A 16,137-nucleotide genomic window follows, 5' to 3' on the forward strand; every position below is an offset into this window, starting at 1 on the left:
TGCAGACCTAGGTTGCTGTGGCGCCGTGCCGTAGCGGTAACACAGTGGCTTGATATGCCGCCCGTTTCCCGCCGTTGGATGGGCGGTTTCTTGAAAGGCCAGTACTTAGGCTGTGCGCTGGCTTTAAGGAGATTGCCCATGTTTGCTGTGTTGCGTCTGGCGTTGCTCGGTGGCGCTTTGTTACTCACCGGTTGTGCCCAGAACCCCGCCGATTTACCCCTAACCCGCGAGCAAGCCGTGGCGCCGCCAGCGCTGCAATATCTTGGCGTGGGTGGTTACTTACTGCGCTGGCAGGGCGAGGCCATCGTCATGGCACCGTCGTTTTCTAACCCCGCCACATTGGGGCAGCCGCCGCTGATGGTCGAGGCCGATACGGCAAAGATCGATGAGCTGATGCCCGAGGCCGCCGATGTCAGCATGCTGCTGGTGGGGCATGCGCATTACGACCACCTGCTCGACGTGCCGCATGTGCTGAACAAGCACACCCCCAAGGCCAAAGTGTATGGCTCGAAAACCACCGGGCATATCTTGGCGGCAGCGGTTAAACGTGAGCGCATTGTCGATGTGGAAAGCCACATGGCGGTGGGCACCTCGGCCGGGCAGTGGTTTTACTCACCGGAAAAACGCGTGCGCATCATGGCGATTAAAAGCGAGCACGCGCCGCATTTCATGGGCATCAAGTTGCTCACCGGCGAGCTCAATGAAGACCTAACCAGCCTGCCGAAAAGCGTCTGGGGTTGGCCGGAGGGGCAAACGCTGGCCTTCTTGATTGACCTCTTGGATGAGCAAGGCGAGGTGCGTTACCGCATTCACTATCAAGATGCCGCCAGCACCGCGCCGCTGGGCTTGCCGCCGTTCTTGGCGGGCGATGTGAAACCGGTGGATGTGGCGATTCTGTGTGTTGGCGCGTGGGATCAAGTGCCGGCTTACCCCCAAGTGCTGCTCAAGCGCTTACAGCCGCGTCTAGCCGTGCTCGGCCACTGGGAAGACTTCTTCGGTAACGATCCACGTCAGCCACAAGGCCTGCGCTTGCAAGATATTCAGGCCATGGTGCGCATTACCCGCGAGAACCTGCCTGAGGGCGGCGAGTTAAAGCTGCCGGTGCCGTTTGCCCAGCTGGCCTTACCTGCACCGCAGTAAGCTGTTGAGCGGGCAACTCCCGCGTTTTTAACAAAACAATCCGTGTTTTTGGCAAGACGCGCCGGCGCTGTGCCTCCGACAATCGGGGGCATACAGGCCGGCGCCGTCGTCTGCGTTGGCTATAACAAGAGATAAGCCCCGCGCAGGACATGCCCCATGTTGACCGCCGCCAAGATTCTGGCCGGCGATTGCTTAACGCAATCGGCCACCGCGTTTTTCCCCACCATCAGCGCCCACTTCTGTGTGGACGAAGAAGCTCTGCTCAAAGAATGGATGCAGCTGGCCGACCCCGGCCCGGAAGGCTTGTTGCGCATCGAGCGTGATGCCCGCCAGTTGATCGAGCAAGTGCGCGCCCAAGACAACGCGGTGGATACCCTCGATGCGCTGCTGCGCGAATACAGCCTGGATACCCAAGAAGGCATCCTGCTGATGTGCTTGGCCGAGGCGCTGCTGCGTATCCCCGATAGCGCCACCGCCGATGCGCTGATTCGCGACAAGCTGTCCACTGCCGACTGGAATGCGCACTTGGGCAACAGCGATAACCTGCTGGTCAATTTCGCCTCGTGGGGCTTGTTGATGACCGGCAAGGTGGTCAACCCCGTCGCTGGTGATGGCAAACCAACGAGCATTATCAGCCGCTTAGTGCAGCGCTCGGGCGAGCCGGTGATTCGCGCCGCGATGAACCAAGCGATGAAGCTCATGGGCCGGCAGTTTGTGCTCGGCCGTAGCATCGATGAAGCGCTGAAAAACGGCCGCAGCTGCCGCGAGCAGGGTTATACCTATTCCTTCGATATGCTCGGCGAAGCCGCGCTGACCCAAGACGATGCGGATAAATATTTGGCCGACTACCGCGCGGCGATTGCCGCCGTGGGTAAGGCACCGCAGGTGGGCAAAGCGCCACGGCCGTCGATCTCGATCAAGCTGTCGGCATTGCACCCACGCTACGAAAGCGCGCAGTACGAGCGCGTGCTCAGCGAGTTGTTCGTCAGCGTGCGCGATTTAGCGCAGTTTGCTCGCGAGCAAGGCGTGGGCATCACCATCGATGCCGAAGAGGCCGACCGCCTTGAGCTATCGCTGGAGCTGTTTGCCAAACTTCTGCAAGACCCAGCGATTGCCGGTTGGGGCGAGTTTGGCTTGGTGGTACAGGCGTATTCCAAGCGCGCCATGCCTGTGCTGATCTGGCTGACCCTGCTGGGCCGCGAGCTGCAGGCGCAGATCCCCGTACGCTTGGTCAAAGGCGCTTACTGGGATAGCGAAATCAAACACGCGCAAGTGCATGGCCTGCCGGGCTACCCGGTGTACACCCGCAAAGAAGGCACCGACACCGCCTATCTGGCTTGTGCGCGCTTTTTGTTAAGCGATGCCGCGCAGGCGGTGATCTACCCGCAATTTGCCACCCACAACGCACACACCGTCAGCTGCCTGCAGGCGATGGGGCAGGGCAAGCGTTTCGAATTCCAGCGCCTGCACGGCATGGGCGATGCGCTGTACGACACAGTGCTGGCGCAAACCGGGCAGACCGTGCGCATTTACGCGCCGGTGGGTGCGCACAAAGACTTGCTGCCGTATCTGGTGCGTCGCCTGTTGGAAAACGGCGCCAATTCGTCGTTCGTGCACCAGCTCGTCGACCCGCGTGTGCCGGTGGAGTCGCTCCTGCAACATCCGGTGGCGCAATTGGGCAAGCACAGCAGCCTCGCCAACCGGAAAATCCCTAACCCATTGAACTTGTTCGGCAAACGGCAAAATTCGGCGGGCCTTAACCTCAACGTGGCCAGCCAATGGCAGCCGCTTAAAGCCGAGCTGGACAGCCAACTGCTTAAGCGTTGGCAGGCGCAGCCGCTGATTAATGGCCAACGCTTGCCGGGTAAGGTGCAGGCGGTGCTGGCGCCGTATGCCTTGAATGAGGTGGTCGGCGAAGCCCAGTGGGCGAGTGCCGAGCAAGCCCAGCAGGCGATGGATGCCTTAAGTGCCGCATGGCCTGCGTGGAATGCCGTGCCGGTGGTCGAGCGCGCGGCGATTTTCGAGCGGTTGGCCGATTTATTGGAAAAGCACCGCGTCGAGTTGATGGCGCTGTGTTGCCGCGAAGCGGGCAAGAGCCTGCAAGACGGCATTGATGAAGTGCGTGAAGCGGTGGATTTTTGCCGTTATTACGCCGAGCAGGCGCGTGAGCGTTTGCAACGCGTGACCTTGCCGGGGCCAACCGGCGAGCGCAACGAGCTGTTTTATGAAGGCCGTGGCGTGTTTGCCTGTGTCAGCCCGTGGAATTTCCCCTTGGCGATTTTCCTCGGCCAGATCAGTGCGGCGCTGTTGGCCGGTAATACCGTGCTGGCCAAGCCGGCCGAGCAAACCAGCTTGATCGCCATGCGCGCCATCGAGTTGCTGCTGGAGGCCGGTTTGCCGCCAGCGGCGTTGGCCCTGCTACCGGGTGACGGTGCGGAGCTTGGCGGGGTGTTCTGCCGCGATGCGCGTTTGGTGGGGGTGGCCTTTACCGGCTCGACCGACACGGCGCGGGTGATTAACCGTCTGCTCGCTGAGCGTGACGGGCCAATCGCCACGCTGATCGCCGAAACCGGCGGGCAGAACGCCATGCTGGTGGACTCCACTGCCTTGCCTGAGCAAGTGGTGAAAGACGCCGTGCAGTCGGCTTTCACCAGTGCTGGGCAGCGTTGTTCGGCGCTGCGCGTGTTGTGCGTGCAGGCCGATATTGCGCCGCGTATCGAGGCCTTGTTGGTCGGTGCCATGGCGCAATTGCAGGTCGGCGTGCCGAGCCTGCGCAAGAGTGATCTGGGCCCGGTGATCGATGCCGAGGCCTTAGCGGGGCTCAAGGCTTATGTGGCTGAGGCCCGCGCAGCTGGGCGGCTGATTGCCGAAAGCCCGCTGCCGGCAGGGCTCAACGGGCATTTTATGGCCCCGGTGGCGCTGCGCTTAAACAGCCTAGCTGAGCTAGGCAAAGAACAATTTGGCCCGGTGCTGCATGTGCTGAGTTATCGGGCTGAAGAATTACCGGCCTTGATCGACGCGATCAATGCCACCGGCTATGGCCTCACCATGGGTGTGCATAGCCGCAATGAACAAACCGCCAGCACTATCGAGGCGCTGGCGCGGGTTGGCAACCTTTACATCAACCGCAACCAGATCGGTGCGGTCGTCGGGGTGCAACCCTTCGGCGGACGCGGTTTGTCCGGCACCGGCCCCAAAGCGGGCGGGCCGAACTACTTGCCGCGTTTTGCCAGCGAAAGAACCACCACGGTGAACACCACCGCCGTGGGCGGCAATGCCACGCTGCTCTCCCTGGGTAGCGAGGTGTAAGGCGTTGGTCTGCGCTACCGCGCAGGCCATGCCAGCCTGATCGCTCACAAGGCGGCAGGGCAGGGGGTAGGTGCACAGCGCTTGCCAAAACCGAGAAACGATGGCTCCAGCACGCGGCTTCGGGCAGCCGACCGCGTTGCAGTCGCACACAATTGAGAACAAGAAATGCAAGAGACCAACCTGTTCGTGGTCGGGGCGACCTTTGTCGTTTACCTGATCGTCATGCTCGGCATTGGCATCCTCGCCTATCGCCGCACCGCTAATCTGTCGGATTACATTCTCGGCGGCCGCAGTATTGGCCCCACCACTGCCGCGCTGTCGGCCGGCGCTTCGGACATGAGCGGCTGGCTGCTGCTGGGTCTGCCGGGCTATGCCTTGGCCGCCGGTTACGAAGCCACCTGGATCGCCCTGGGCCTGTTAGTCGGCACTTGGCTGAACTGGCTGCTGGTGGCGCGTCGTCTGCGCGTGTACTCGCACGTGGCCGGTGATGCCGTCACCTTGCCGGCGTATTTCAGCAACCGCTTCAATGATCACAGCCATCTGCTGCGGGTGATCTGCGCTTGCTTCATTTTGCTGTTCTTCCTCTTCTACGCCAGCTCTGGCTTGGTGGCAGCGGGCAAGCTGTTTGAAACCGTGTTCGGCTACGACTACCGCATAGCGGTGGTGATCGGCACGCTGGCGGTGATCTCCTACACCCTGTTTGGTGGTTTCCTCGCCGTGGCGTGGACCGACGTAGTGCAAGGCCTGCTGATGGCCGTGGCATTGGTGCTAGTGCCGGTGTTCGCCTTGAATGCCATGGGCGGCTGGGAAGCGGCACATACTGCCATGCAGGCCAAGAACCCTGAGCTGCTGACCTTCTTTAACGATGTGAAAGGTGAGCCGCTGGGCGTGATTGCGATTCTCTCGCTGCTCGGTTGGGGTTTGGGTTATTTCGGTCAGCCACACATTTTGGCGCGCTTTAAAGCGGTGGCCGATGAGCGCGACCTGCCGACCGCCCGGCGCATTGCGGTGAGCTGGACCGCCGTGACCTTAGTCGCAGCGCTGTTTATCGGCTGGGTGGCGATTGGTTATCTGCCGCAAGAGCTGGGCGACAGCGAGAAGGTCTTCTTGGTGATGACCAACAGCCTGTTCCATCCAGTAGTGGCGGGCATTCTGATGGCAGCGGTGCTGGCGGCGATTATGTCGACCGCTGACTCGCAGCTGCTGGTGAGCTCCTCGGCGCTGGCCGAAGACTTCTACAAAGCCATTCTGCGTAAAGACGCCACCCAAACTGAGCTGGTGTGGATTGGCCGCGCTGCGGTGGTGGTGATCGCTCTGATCGCCTTGTTGCTGGCGCTGGATCCGGACAGCAGTGTGCTGGGCTTGGTGAGCTATGCCTGGGCCGGTTTCGGTGCGGCGTTTGGCCCGGCGGTGGTGTTGTCGCTGTTCTGGCGTCAGATGAACCGCAGCGGCGCGATTGCCGGCATTTTGCTTGGCGGCATCACCGTGGTGGTGTGGAAGCAGCTGGCTGATCTGGGCGGCGTGTTTGCCCTGTATGAAATCATTCCCGGAGTCATCCTCGCGACGCTGGCCATTGTCGTGGTCAGTAAGGCCACCGGCGGCGCACAAGGGGTCGTGTTGGATACCTTCGATCGCGTTAACCGCCAACTGGCATAACGCGTTTAACCCTCATCGAGCACTGTCGGTAGGCAAGCGCAGTGTTCGATGGAACGAGCTGACGGTCGTCCAGTTTCGTTCAAGCTCCACGTGACGACCACTTCTCAACCGACACCCGGATACCACTCCCGGGTGTCGGTTTTTTTTGCCCGTGATTTGCCCCTAGTCGCAATAAAAAAGGCGACCGCAGGGGTCGCCTTTGCTTTGTCGCTTGAGGGCTTAGTTACAGTATTCGCCGATATTCTTCTCGGCGTTGGCAATACGCTCTTGGCGTTCGTCTTCACCTAAAACGCGAACTTCGCCCTTGTCATCTTCCACGCGTACGCGCGGGTTATTGCGTAGTTGGGCGAGGTTTTCGCGGTTGGCTTGGCAGTACTCAGCACGCTCTTTATTTTCTTTGGCGACATCGGCTTTAACCTTGTCATCCAGAGCTTTCTGCTCATCGGCCTTGCTTTGCGCTTCTTTCAAGGCATCGGTGCTGGGGGCGCTGGCTTTGGCAGGCGCGATTTTGATGTTCAGCTGCTCACTTTGCTGGCCCGGCGGCGGTTCAGCCGTGAAGTGGGTGACGCCTTTCTCATCGACCCATTTATACACTTGGGCGGCCAATGCCGGAGCACTAAGGCCGGTGAGTAGCGCGGTGGCCAGAATCAGTTGACGCATCAGGGCATTCCTTATGTTGTGCTGGCGATCACTATACGGAAAAAGTGTCGGCAAACCTGCTGGTAAGTTCACGTGGCGGGCTAAATTCGCCGTCACAGGCGCCTTTCCAGTAACTGCTGTAAACGTTCGGCCAGATTGGCCGCTTGGTCAAGTTCCCCATGGCTAGGCAGTAGCAACTGCGGGGGAAAGTCGGCAAGCCGCTGCAGCGCCCACGTTTTAAACGCACTGCGCTGGGTGAGAATAAACCACTTCACCACTTGGCTGATTTTTAACCCAGGCGCGGCATTTAAGGTTTTTTGCAGCAGGCGAGCCACCGGTTGGTGCGAGTAACGCGCGTAATTAAGAAAACTGTCGCAGGTAATCCACAGATTGCCGTGTTCGCTGCGTTTACACAGCCACACATCGCCAGCGCGGTGCCCCGGTGGGAGTAGCCATTGGTAGTCGGCGGGTAATGCCAGCTGGCCGTCTTCCAGCGGCAGAATATTGCGCAGGCCTTTGCTGGTTAAGCGGGCGATGGCTTGGCGGCTGGCGAACAAGCGCGCATTAGGGTAACGCGCTTGCCAAGCGCTGACGCCCATGTAGTGAAAACCGTTGGGCATCACAATATTCAGCGTCGTGACGGTGTCGTCGGCGCCGGGCCAATTGTCGAGCAATTCTTGCCCGGGGCTAAGCACTGTCCACTGGCCGTCGCCGTGTTTTAGCACCATGCAGTTGCTGGCAAAGTTCGGCACTTTATAGCGCGCCCACGAGAGCTCAGGGTGCTGTTCGAGGGTTTGCCAACGGCTGTCTGACATGCGCTGTTCCTGTGTGTGAGCGAGGTTGGTGGGGCGCAACTGTCGCACAAATTAGCGGTTTGGCCGCGCGCTGCGCGACTTTTTTCTGCGCAAGGGTTGACGCACTGCGCGCTTATTGCGCAGAATCGCCGCTCACTGGTTGACTCGCTTACCGCAAGCAGCCGGGCTGGTCACGAGGCGCACACCACGCCGACATGACGACCGTACCCTTTCTGCGTTACCGCGCGTTGGGTTGGACGGGTTCTCGCTATCTTCCTGAGCTCCCCCCAATTTCTTCCTTGCGAACGCCGAACGGAATGTCGAGCGTTCTGTTGCCGTGTCTGGCGAAAAACTTGTTGAATCTCGCTGCCGATGCTGTTGGCAGCCTAGTTGAGGTAGACAACGTGGAGCTTTTATCTGGCGCTGAAATGGTCGTGCGTTCACTGCGCGACGAAGGCGTGAAGTACATCTACGGTTATCCGGGCGGTGCCTTGCTGCACATCTATGACGCCCTGTTTAAAGAAGAAGAATTGACCCACGTGCTGGTCCGCCACGAACAGGCTGCGACCCACATGGCCGATGGCTATGCACGTGCCTCCGGCAAAGCCGGTGTGGTGCTGGTCACCTCTGGCCCCGGCGCGACCAACGCGATCACCGGTTTGGCCACCGCCTACATGGACTCAATCCCCATGGTGGTGATCTCCGGCCAGGTGCCGAGCGCCATGGTGGGTACCGATGCTTTCCAAGAAACCGACATGGTCGGCATTTCGCGCCCCATCGTGAAGCACAGCTTCATGATCAAAGACCCGCGCGAAATCCCTGAGGTGATCAAGAAGGCGTTTTATTTGGCGGAGTCCGGTCGTCCGGGCCCGGTGGTGGTCGATATCCCGAAAGATATGACCGACCCGACCAAGAAATACGAGTACGAGTACCCGAAGAAGGTCAAGCTGCGTTCTTACAACCCAGCCACCCGTGGTCACTCTGGGCAGATTCGTAAGGCCGCTGAGCTGTTAACCAGCGCCAAGCGCCCGATCATTTACTCCGGTGGTGGCGTGATTCTCGGCCAAGCCGCTGAGCCGCTGACTGAACTGGCGAAGAACCTCAACCTGCCGGTCACCAACACCCTGATGGGTTTGGGCGGCTTCCCAGGTTCGGATCGACAGTTCCTTGGCATGCTCGGTATGCACGGCAGCTACGTGGCCAACTTGGCCATGCACCATGCCGATGTGATTGTGGCCGTCGGCGCCCGTTTCGACGACCGCGTGATCAACGGTGCGAGCAAGTTCTGCCCGAACGCCAAGATCATCCATATCGACATTGACCCGGCGTCTATCTCCAAGACCATTCGTGCCGACATCCCGATTGTAGGGCCGGTTGAAGCGGTGCTGAGCGAGATGAACAGCGTGTTGGCGGAAACCGGTGACAAGCCGGCCAAAGAAGCGCTGAACAGCTGGTGGAAGCAGATCGACGAGTGGCGCGGCGAGCGCAAGATGTTCCCCTACGACGAAGGCGACGGCAGCATCATCAAGCCACAAGCGGTGATCGAAGCGCTGTACGAAGTCACCCAAGGCGATGCCTATGTGACTTCCGACGTGGGCCAGCATCAGATGTTCGCGGCGCAGTACTACCGCTTTGATAAGCCCAATCGTTGGATCAACTCCGGCGGCCTGGGCACCATGGGCTTCGGTTTCCCCGCGGCGATGGGTATCAAGCTGCATTACCCGGATGCGGAAGTCGCCTGTGTGACCGGCGAAGGCTCCATCCAGATGAACATCCAAGAGCTGTCGACCTGTCTGCAGTACGACTTGCCGGTGAAGATCATCAACCTGAACAACAATGCCTTGGGCATGGTGCGTCAGTGGCAAGACATGCAGTACAGCAGCCGTTACTCGCACTCGTACATGGAGTCGCTGCCGGATTTCGTCAAACTGGCCGAGGCCTATGGCCATGTGGGCATCCAGATCGAGCGCTTGGAAGACTTAAAACCCAAGCTGGCGGAAGCCTTTGCGATGAAAGATCGACTGGTGTTCGTCAACGTCGTGGTTGATCCGGGCGAGCACGTCTATCCGATGCAGATCAAAGACGGCTCGATGCGCGACATGTGGCTGAGCAAGACGGAGCGTACCTAACATGCGGCATATCATTTCCCTGTTGATGGAAAACGAGCCGGGTGCGCTGTCGCGCGTGGTTGGCCTGTTCTCGCAGCGTAACTACAACATTGAATCGCTCACCGTAGCGCCGACCGAAGACCCGACCCTGTCGCGTCTGACCCTGACCACCAAAGGTCACGACGAAGTGATCGAGCAGATCACCAAGCAGCTGAACAAGCTGATCGAAGTGGTCAAACTGGTGAATCTGTCGGAAAGCGCCCACGTTGAGCGTGAACTGATGCTGATCAAAATTAAGGCCACCGGTGCCCAGCGTGCGGAAATCAAGCGCACCACGGACATCTTCCGTGGCCAGATCGTCGACGTGACTAGCAGCGTGTACACCGTGCAGCTGTCGGGCACCAGCGATAAACTGGACAGCTTCATCCAGGCAGTTGGCACCGCTTCGATTCTCGAAGTAGTGCGCAGTGGTGTCACCGGCATTGCCCGTGGCGACAAGATTTTGAGCGTTTAAACAACGAATTGAAGGGCCGCACGGCCAGTAAAGAGGAGAATTTCCATGGGCTTGAATGTTTACTACGACAAGGACTGCAACCTGTCGATCATCCAGGGCAAGAAAGTAGCCATCATCGGTTACGGTTCGCAGGGCCACGCGCACGCGTGCAACCTGAAAGACTCTGGCGTTGACGTTGTGGTTGGTCTGCGTAGCGGTTCCGCCACTGTTGCCAAAGCCGAAGCACACGGTCTGCGCGTGCAGCCGGTTAAAGATGCTGTGGCCTCGGCTGACGTGGTGATGATCCTGACCCCGGACGAATTCCAGGGCAAGCTGTACCAAGAAGAGATCGAGCCGAACCTGAAAAAGGGCGCTACTCTGGCCTTCGCTCACGGCTTCGCGATTCACTACAACCAAGTTGTGCCGCGCGCTGACCTGGACGTGATCATGATCGCACCGAAGGCCCCGGGCCACACTGTGCGTTCTGAGTTCGTCAAAGGCGGCGGTATTCCTGACCTGATCGCTATCTACCAAGACGCTTCTGGCAAGGCCAAAGACGTTGCCCTGTCTTACGCCTGCGGTGTAGGCGGCGGCCGTACCGGCATCATCGAAACCACCTTCAAAGACGAAACCGAAACCGACCTGTTCGGTGAGCAGGCAGTACTGTGCGGCGGTTGCGTTGAGCTGGTTAAAGCTGGTTTCGAAACCCTGGTGGAAGCCGGTTACGCGCCGGAAATGGCTTACTTCGAGTGTTTGCACGAGCTGAAGCTGATCGTTGACCTGATGTTCGAAGGCGGCATCGCCAACATGAACTACTCGATCTCCAACAACGCGGAGTACGGCGAGTACGTGACTGGCCCGAAAGTGATCAACGACGAGTCCCGCGCGGCGATGCGTCAGGCCCTGAAAGACATTCAGGACGGCGAGTACGCGAAGAAGTTCATCCTCGAAGGTCAGAGCAACTACGCTTCCATGACCGCGTACCGTCGCAACAATGCCGCGCACGGCATTGAAGTGGTGGGTGAGAAGCTGCGCGCTATGATGCCGTGGATTTCGGCCAACAAGATCGTCGACAAGAGCAAAAACTAATTCGCTCGCGTCTGGTCTAAAAGCGCGGCCCTTCGGGGTCGCGTTTTTTTTTGTTGGGCTTTCTGGTACAAAGCCCTCACTTTGAAGTGCAAGGAAACCACCATGACCGATCGTGCAAACGAGCAGCCCACTAACAAAGCCGACGAGTTTGAAGGCTTGCTGCCCATCGATGAGCACATCGAAGAAGAGCTCGACGCCGAAGGCCGCAAAGTGCGCCATCGCGGGATTTATTTGCTGCCCAATCTGTTCACCACGGCGGCGTTGTTCAGTGGCTTCTACGCCATCATTAATGCCATGAGCGGTAACTTCGAGCAGGCGGCGATTGCCATTTTTGTCGCCATGATTCTCGATGGCATGGACGGCCGTGTGGCACGTCTCACCAACACGCAAAGCGCCTTTGGGGCCGAGTACGACTCGCTGTCGGACATGGTCGCCTTCGGGGTGGCGCCGGCGCTGGTAGCCTTCGAATGGGCGCTGGGTAGCCTTGGCAAAGTCGGCTGGATGGTCGCCTTTATTTATGTGGCCGGTGCAGCGCTGCGTTTGGCGCGCTTTAACACGCAAGTGGGCAAGGCGGATAAGCGCTACTTTACCGGTCTGGCCAGCCCTGCCGCAGCGGCCTTGGTGGCCGGTATGGTGTGGGGCTTCCACGAGTGGGATGTGGCGGGTAAAGACATCGCCTTCTTAATTGCCGTGATCGTCGCATTGGCGGGCATGCTGATGGTCAGCAATATCCGCTACTACAGCTTTAAAGACCTCGACCTCAAAGGCCGCGTGCCGTTCTTTGTGATTCTGATTGCCGTGCTGGTGTTTGCCGTGGTGTTCACTGACCCGGCGCGCGTGCTGCTGCTGGTGTTCTTGATCTACGCTTGCTCGGGCCCAGTGCAACATGCATTAAGCCTGCGCAAGAAGGCGCCGGTAGCCGAAGGTAATAGCGAGCAGTAAAAAACTGTAAGTAACAAAAAACCCGCCGCGGCGGGTTTTTTGTTGGCTGTTACCGAAAACTCGGTAACAGAAGGACTTAGGCGGCCAGGTTCTTAGCCACGAAGTCCCAGTTGACCAGGTTCCAGAACGCCTCGACGTACTTCGGACGTGCGTTGCGGTAGTCAACGTAGTAGGCGTGTTCCCAAACGTCGCAGGTCAGCAGCGGGGTGTCGCCGCTGGTCAGCGGGCAGCCAGCGCCGATGGTGCTAGCCAGAGCCAGCGAGCCGTCAGCTTTCTTAACCAGCCACGCCCAGCCAGAGCCGAAGGTGCCGATAGCGGTTTTGGTGAACTCTTCTTTGAACTTGTCGAAAGAACCGAAGGCCTTGTCGATGGCAGCAGCCAGTTCGCCAGTGGGTTGACCACCGCCGTTGGGGCTCAGGCAGTTCCAGTAGAAGGTGTGGTTCCATACTTGAGCAGCGTTGTTGAAGACACCACCAGAAGAGGTTTTAACGATCTCTTCCAGGGTTTTGCCTTCGAATTCGCTACCCGGTACCAGGTTGTTCAGGTTAACCACGTAAGCGTTGTGGTGCTTGCCGTAGTGAAACTCGAGGGTTTCAGCAGAAATGTGCGGGGCAAGAGCGTCTTGCGCGTAAGGCAGCGGCGGCAGTTCGAAAGCCATGGCTTATCTCCATTTTCTTTATCGATCAGGCCTGCGCGAGGCGCAGGTGCCGGCTTCACGGGGCCGGGCAGTTGTGAGTACAACGGCTGGATAATAGCAGAGCAAGCCTTGGCCTATCCACGCGAGAACTGTAAGGCTTTAGCTTGGCGCAGGCTCTAGAGCGCCCGTTATGCCCCCGCGGGAAAGGCTAAGCCGTAGGCAATCCACAGCATCAGCGCGGCGATAGCACTGTCGAGTAGGCGCCAAGTGATCGGGCGTGCCAGATACGGGGCGAGCCACGCTGCACCCAGCGCTAAGCTGATAAACCACAATGCCGAGGCTGAGGTAGCGCCAGCGGCATAGGCACCGGGGTGAATTTGCTGCGCGCCGAGCGAGCCGATCAGCAGCACGGTATCCAAATAAAAGTGCGGGTTCAGTAAGGTCACCGCTAAGGTGGTGACCAGCACCGCGCCATGGCTTAAGCGTCGCTGTTCGTGTTGTTTGAGGCTGTTGGGGCGCACCGCCCGTCGCGCAGCAAACCCTGCATAGGCGAGTAAAAAGACCACCCCAGCCCAGCGAATGGCCTCTAACGCATCAGGGTGCTGCTGCAAAACGCGGGTTAAGCCAAACACGCCTAAGCAAATCATCAGCGCATCGCAGAGGATGCACAGCGTGGCGGCGCTTAAGTGAAACTCGCGCTTAAGGCTCTGCCCGAGCACAAAGGCATTCTGCGTGCCGATCGCAATAATCAGGCCGGCAGCAACGGCCAGGCCATTCCAATAACTTTGCCACATGGTCACCTCGAATCTGTCGTGGGGCTGTCATGGGCATCAAGGCTAGGTAAACTGCGCTGATAAGTTAAACAAATACTGCTTAACGGATATAAGAAAAGCTAATGGTTGATTACAAGTTGCTGCATGCGTTGGCGGCGGTGATTGAGCAAGCCGGTTTCGAGCGTGCGGCGCAGCAGTTGCACATCTCGCAATCGGCGGTCTCGCAGCGGTTACGTTTGCTGGAGGCGCGTCTAGGGCAGGCGGTGTTGATCCGCAGTACCCCGCCGCAGCCCACTGCGCTCGGCCAGCAGTTGCTGAACCATTGGCAGCAGGTGCGTTTATTAGAGGCGCAGCTCACCCGTCAGGTGCCTAGCCTGCAGGATGGCGCCTTCAACAATCTGCGCTTGGCGATTAATGCTGATAGCTTGGCCACGTGGTGGCCCAAGGCGATGGCCAGCTTTAGCCAGCGCCATGAGTTGCTGTTGGATCATGTGGTGGCCGACCAAGCGGTGGGGCTGGAACGTATGCGCAGCGGTGAAGTGGCCGCCTGCATTTGTGAGCATGCTCAGCCGGTGGCTGGTGCGCGCAGCGTGTATTTGGGGCAGATGGTTTATCGCGCCGTGTGTAGCCCGGCGTTTGCGCAGCGTTACTTGCCCGCTTCGCAGGCGAGCGGCCAGCTGGTGGCGAGCGAACTGCAAGCCGCACCAGCGATTGTGTTTGGCCCGGATGACCGCCTACAGCACCGTTTTTTGCTTGAGCAAGGCTTGCGTGCGGAATTCGCCCAGCATGTCTGCCCGGCTTCCGAAGGCTATGTCGAGTTGGTGGCCGCCGGCTTGGGCTATGGTTTGATTCCACAGATCCAAATCGAGCCCGCGTTAGCCAGTGGGCGCTTGTTGGATGTGGTAACAGGCTGGCACTTAAGTATTCCGCTGTATTGGCATCATTGGCGGCAGGGCGGTGCACTGTTAGATGCCTTGGCCAAACATGTGCAGCACGTAGCACAGCACTATTTGGCCGCGTGAGACAGTGACGCGCTGCGCGGCATGGCCGAGGATGCCGGGCAAACCCAGAGGGAGACACACATGCACATCTTAGTGACAGGCGCCGGTGGTTTTATTGGTGGGCGGTTTGCCTTGTTTGCCCTGCAGCAAGGCTTAAAAGTGCGCGTCAATGCGCGCCGGCCAGAGAGTGTGGCGGCGCTGCTCGCCCGCGGTGCCGAGTTATGCCAAGGCGATTTGGCCGATGCCGAGGTGGCACAGCAGGCCTGCCGCGGTGTGGATGCCGTGGTTCACTGCGCCGGCGCGGTGGGTGTGTGGGGGCCGCGTGAGCGGTTTGTGGCGGGCAATATTCAGCTCACCGAGCAAATCGTCGACGCTTGCATTAAAGATAATGTGCCGCGCTTGGTGCATTTGTCATCGCCGTCGATTTATTTCGGTGGGCACAAACGTGTCGGCATTCAAGAAGGCGATATCCCCAAGCGCTTTGCCGATCATTACGGCGCAACCAAATACTTGGCCGAACAAGCGGTGTTTGCCGCCGGCGAGTTTGGTTTGAAAGTGGTGGCACTGCGCCCGCGCTTTGTCACCGGTGCCGGGGATACGAGCATTTTTCCGCGCTTGATTGCCCGCCAGCAGCGCGGGCAGTTACGCATGATTGGTGACGGCCTGAATCGGGTCGATTTCACCAGTATCGGCAATCTTTGCGATGCGCTGTTCAGCGCCCTGCAGGCCGAAGGCGAGGCGCTCGGCAAGGCCTACAACATCAGCGATGGCAAGCCAGTGCCGTTTTGGGATGTGGTCAATTATGTGCTGCGCCGCTTAGAACTGGGCAGCGTGCGTGGGCGTTTGCCTTACGCGCTGGCCTATAGCGCGGCGGCCTTGAACGAAGGTGTTTGTCACCTGTTACCGGGTAAGCCGGAGCCGGGTTTGTTTCGCTTAGGTATCGATGTGATGGCCAAAGACTTCTCGTTGGATATCGCTCGTGCGCAGCAATACTTGGATTACCGCGCCGAGCACAGCCTGTGGGATGCCATCGATGAGTTTTGCGACCACTGGCAAGCGAATCAGGCGTAAACCTTTTGCCCGCGGTAAATGCGCACACTGGCTGTGTGTGCCGGGTGGGCTTCTTCGCTCTGCACCATGGCACCACGGTAGGTATTGCTCGGTGTTGCGGTGGCACTGGCGAGCGGTTGACTGGCGGGCAGTTCGCTGCCGGTCAGCTGGCTGAGCTCTTTGCCTAGCGCGCGGGTTTTTTCGTCGCGTGATTTCACCGCCAGCGTGAGCATTTGCGCAATGGCATCGGCCTGACTCAAACGGATATCGCTACCCTGTTCGGCGCGAATGCGGCGACGCAGGTTTTGCATGCAATCAATGATGGGTTTGGTCATTTCCATGGCGGAGTCCTTGCTGAACCGTTTGACTAGCGTTTGCCTACGCAAACGGCGTGCCTGTTCACACTTTGCTGAGTCGTTGCACTACTTGTTGTTGCGCAGAGATTGGCGCAGCGGGGAGTAATGCCTCTATTTGGGGCGTTTGCGTGCGTTGGGTGAACGTTTTGG

14 protein-coding genes are annotated in these 16,137 nt (G+C 59.2%); 9 read left to right on the forward strand and 5 right to left on the reverse strand.

Annotated features, from left to right (window positions below):
• Positions 1–138 precede the first annotated feature (138 nt).
• The 3 genes from BMX80_RS15985 (at position 139) to putP (ending at position 6,105) form a co-directional block, all read left to right on the forward strand.
• On the forward strand, positions 139–1,140 hold the full coding sequence (locus tag BMX80_RS15985) for an MBL fold metallo-hydrolase (protein WP_074870411.1): 1,002 nt from the start codon (positions 139–141) through the stop codon (positions 1,138–1,140).
• A 156-nt stretch (positions 1,141–1,296) separates the two neighbouring features.
• On the forward strand, positions 1,297–4,449 hold the full coding sequence (putA, locus tag BMX80_RS15990) for a bifunctional proline dehydrogenase/L-glutamate gamma-semialdehyde dehydrogenase PutA (protein ID WP_074870413.1): 3,153 nt from the start codon (positions 1,297–1,299) through the stop codon (positions 4,447–4,449).
• A 165-nt stretch (positions 4,450–4,614) separates the two neighbouring features.
• Positions 4,615–6,105, forward strand: a complete 1,491-nt coding sequence (gene putP, locus BMX80_RS15995) for a sodium/proline symporter PutP (protein ID WP_074870414.1) — start codon at positions 4,615–4,617, stop codon at positions 6,103–6,105.
• Positions 6,106–6,324: 219 nt separating this feature from the next.
• Here putP and BMX80_RS16000 read toward each other — a convergent pair whose 3' ends face one another.
• Both BMX80_RS16000 and BMX80_RS16005 read right to left on the reverse strand, forming a co-directional pair.
• Entirely contained in the window at positions 6,325–6,765 is a 441-nt protein-coding gene (locus BMX80_RS16000) for a DUF4124 domain-containing protein (RefSeq protein ID WP_074870416.1), read from the reverse strand.
• Between the two features lie 92 nt (positions 6,766–6,857).
• Positions 6,858–7,559, reverse strand: coding sequence for a hypothetical protein (locus tag BMX80_RS16005; RefSeq protein ID WP_074870417.1), 702 nt, complete (start codon positions 7,557–7,559; stop codon positions 6,858–6,860).
• Between the two features lie 383 nt (positions 7,560–7,942).
• Between BMX80_RS16005 and BMX80_RS16010 the strand changes: the two genes are divergently transcribed.
• The 4 genes from BMX80_RS16010 to pssA all read left to right on the forward strand — a co-directional run bounded on the left by BMX80_RS16010 (position 7,943) and on the right by pssA (position 12,170).
• Positions 7,943–9,667 (forward strand): acetolactate synthase 3 large subunit, encoded by a 1,725-nt coding sequence (locus BMX80_RS16010; RefSeq protein WP_074870459.1) that lies wholly within the window; start codon positions 7,943–7,945, stop codon positions 9,665–9,667.
• A gap of 1 nt (position 9,668) precedes the next feature.
• Complete coding sequence (gene ilvN, locus BMX80_RS16015; RefSeq protein ID WP_071871740.1) at positions 9,669–10,160, forward strand: acetolactate synthase small subunit; 492 nt, start codon at positions 9,669–9,671, stop codon at positions 10,158–10,160.
• 51 nt (positions 10,161–10,211) lie between these two features.
• Positions 10,212–11,228, forward strand: a complete 1,017-nt coding sequence (gene ilvC / locus BMX80_RS16020; protein WP_071871949.1) for a ketol-acid reductoisomerase — start codon at positions 10,212–10,214, stop codon at positions 11,226–11,228.
• Between the two features lie 102 nt (positions 11,229–11,330).
• Positions 11,331–12,170, forward strand: coding sequence for a CDP-diacylglycerol--serine O-phosphatidyltransferase (gene pssA / locus BMX80_RS16025; RefSeq protein WP_071871739.1), 840 nt, complete (start codon positions 11,331–11,333; stop codon positions 12,168–12,170).
• A 76-nt stretch (positions 12,171–12,246) separates the two neighbouring features.
• Here pssA and sodB read toward each other — a convergent pair whose 3' ends face one another.
• Positions 12,247–12,828: a superoxide dismutase [Fe] gene (gene sodB / locus BMX80_RS16030; RefSeq protein ID WP_071871738.1), complete on the reverse strand. Its 582-nt coding sequence runs from the start codon at positions 12,826–12,828 to the stop codon at positions 12,247–12,249.
• 167 nt (positions 12,829–12,995) lie between these two features.
• Positions 12,996–13,601, reverse strand: coding sequence for a LysE/ArgO family amino acid transporter (locus tag BMX80_RS16035; protein ID WP_074870418.1), 606 nt, complete (start codon positions 13,599–13,601; stop codon positions 12,996–12,998).
• Positions 13,602–13,702: 101 nt separating this feature from the next.
• Between BMX80_RS16035 and BMX80_RS16040 the strand changes: the two genes are divergently transcribed.
• Together BMX80_RS16040 and BMX80_RS16045 are read left to right on the forward strand one after the other, a co-directional pair.
• Positions 13,703–14,602, forward strand: a complete 900-nt coding sequence (locus tag BMX80_RS16040) for a LysR family transcriptional regulator ArgP (RefSeq protein ID WP_074870420.1) — start codon at positions 13,703–13,705, stop codon at positions 14,600–14,602.
• A 60-nt stretch (positions 14,603–14,662) separates the two neighbouring features.
• Positions 14,663–15,652 carry an NAD-dependent epimerase/dehydratase family protein gene (locus BMX80_RS16045; protein WP_074870423.1) on the forward strand — a complete coding sequence of 330 codons (990 nt, stop codon included), beginning with the start codon at positions 14,663–14,665 and terminating at the stop codon, positions 15,650–15,652.
• On the opposite strand, the gene BMX80_RS16050 is transcribed toward BMX80_RS16045, so the two are convergent.
• Positions 15,643–15,972: a hypothetical protein gene (locus tag BMX80_RS16050; protein WP_074870425.1), complete on the reverse strand. Its 330-nt coding sequence runs from the start codon at positions 15,970–15,972 to the stop codon at positions 15,643–15,645. The two genes, BMX80_RS16045 and BMX80_RS16050, sit on opposite strands and share 10 nt — an antisense overlap.
• Positions 15,973–16,137 lie beyond the last annotated feature (165 nt).

Source organism: Atopomonas hussainii (genome assembly GCF_900109735.1).
Classification (GTDB): Bacteria; Pseudomonadota; Gammaproteobacteria; order Pseudomonadales; family Pseudomonadaceae; genus Atopomonas; species Atopomonas hussainii.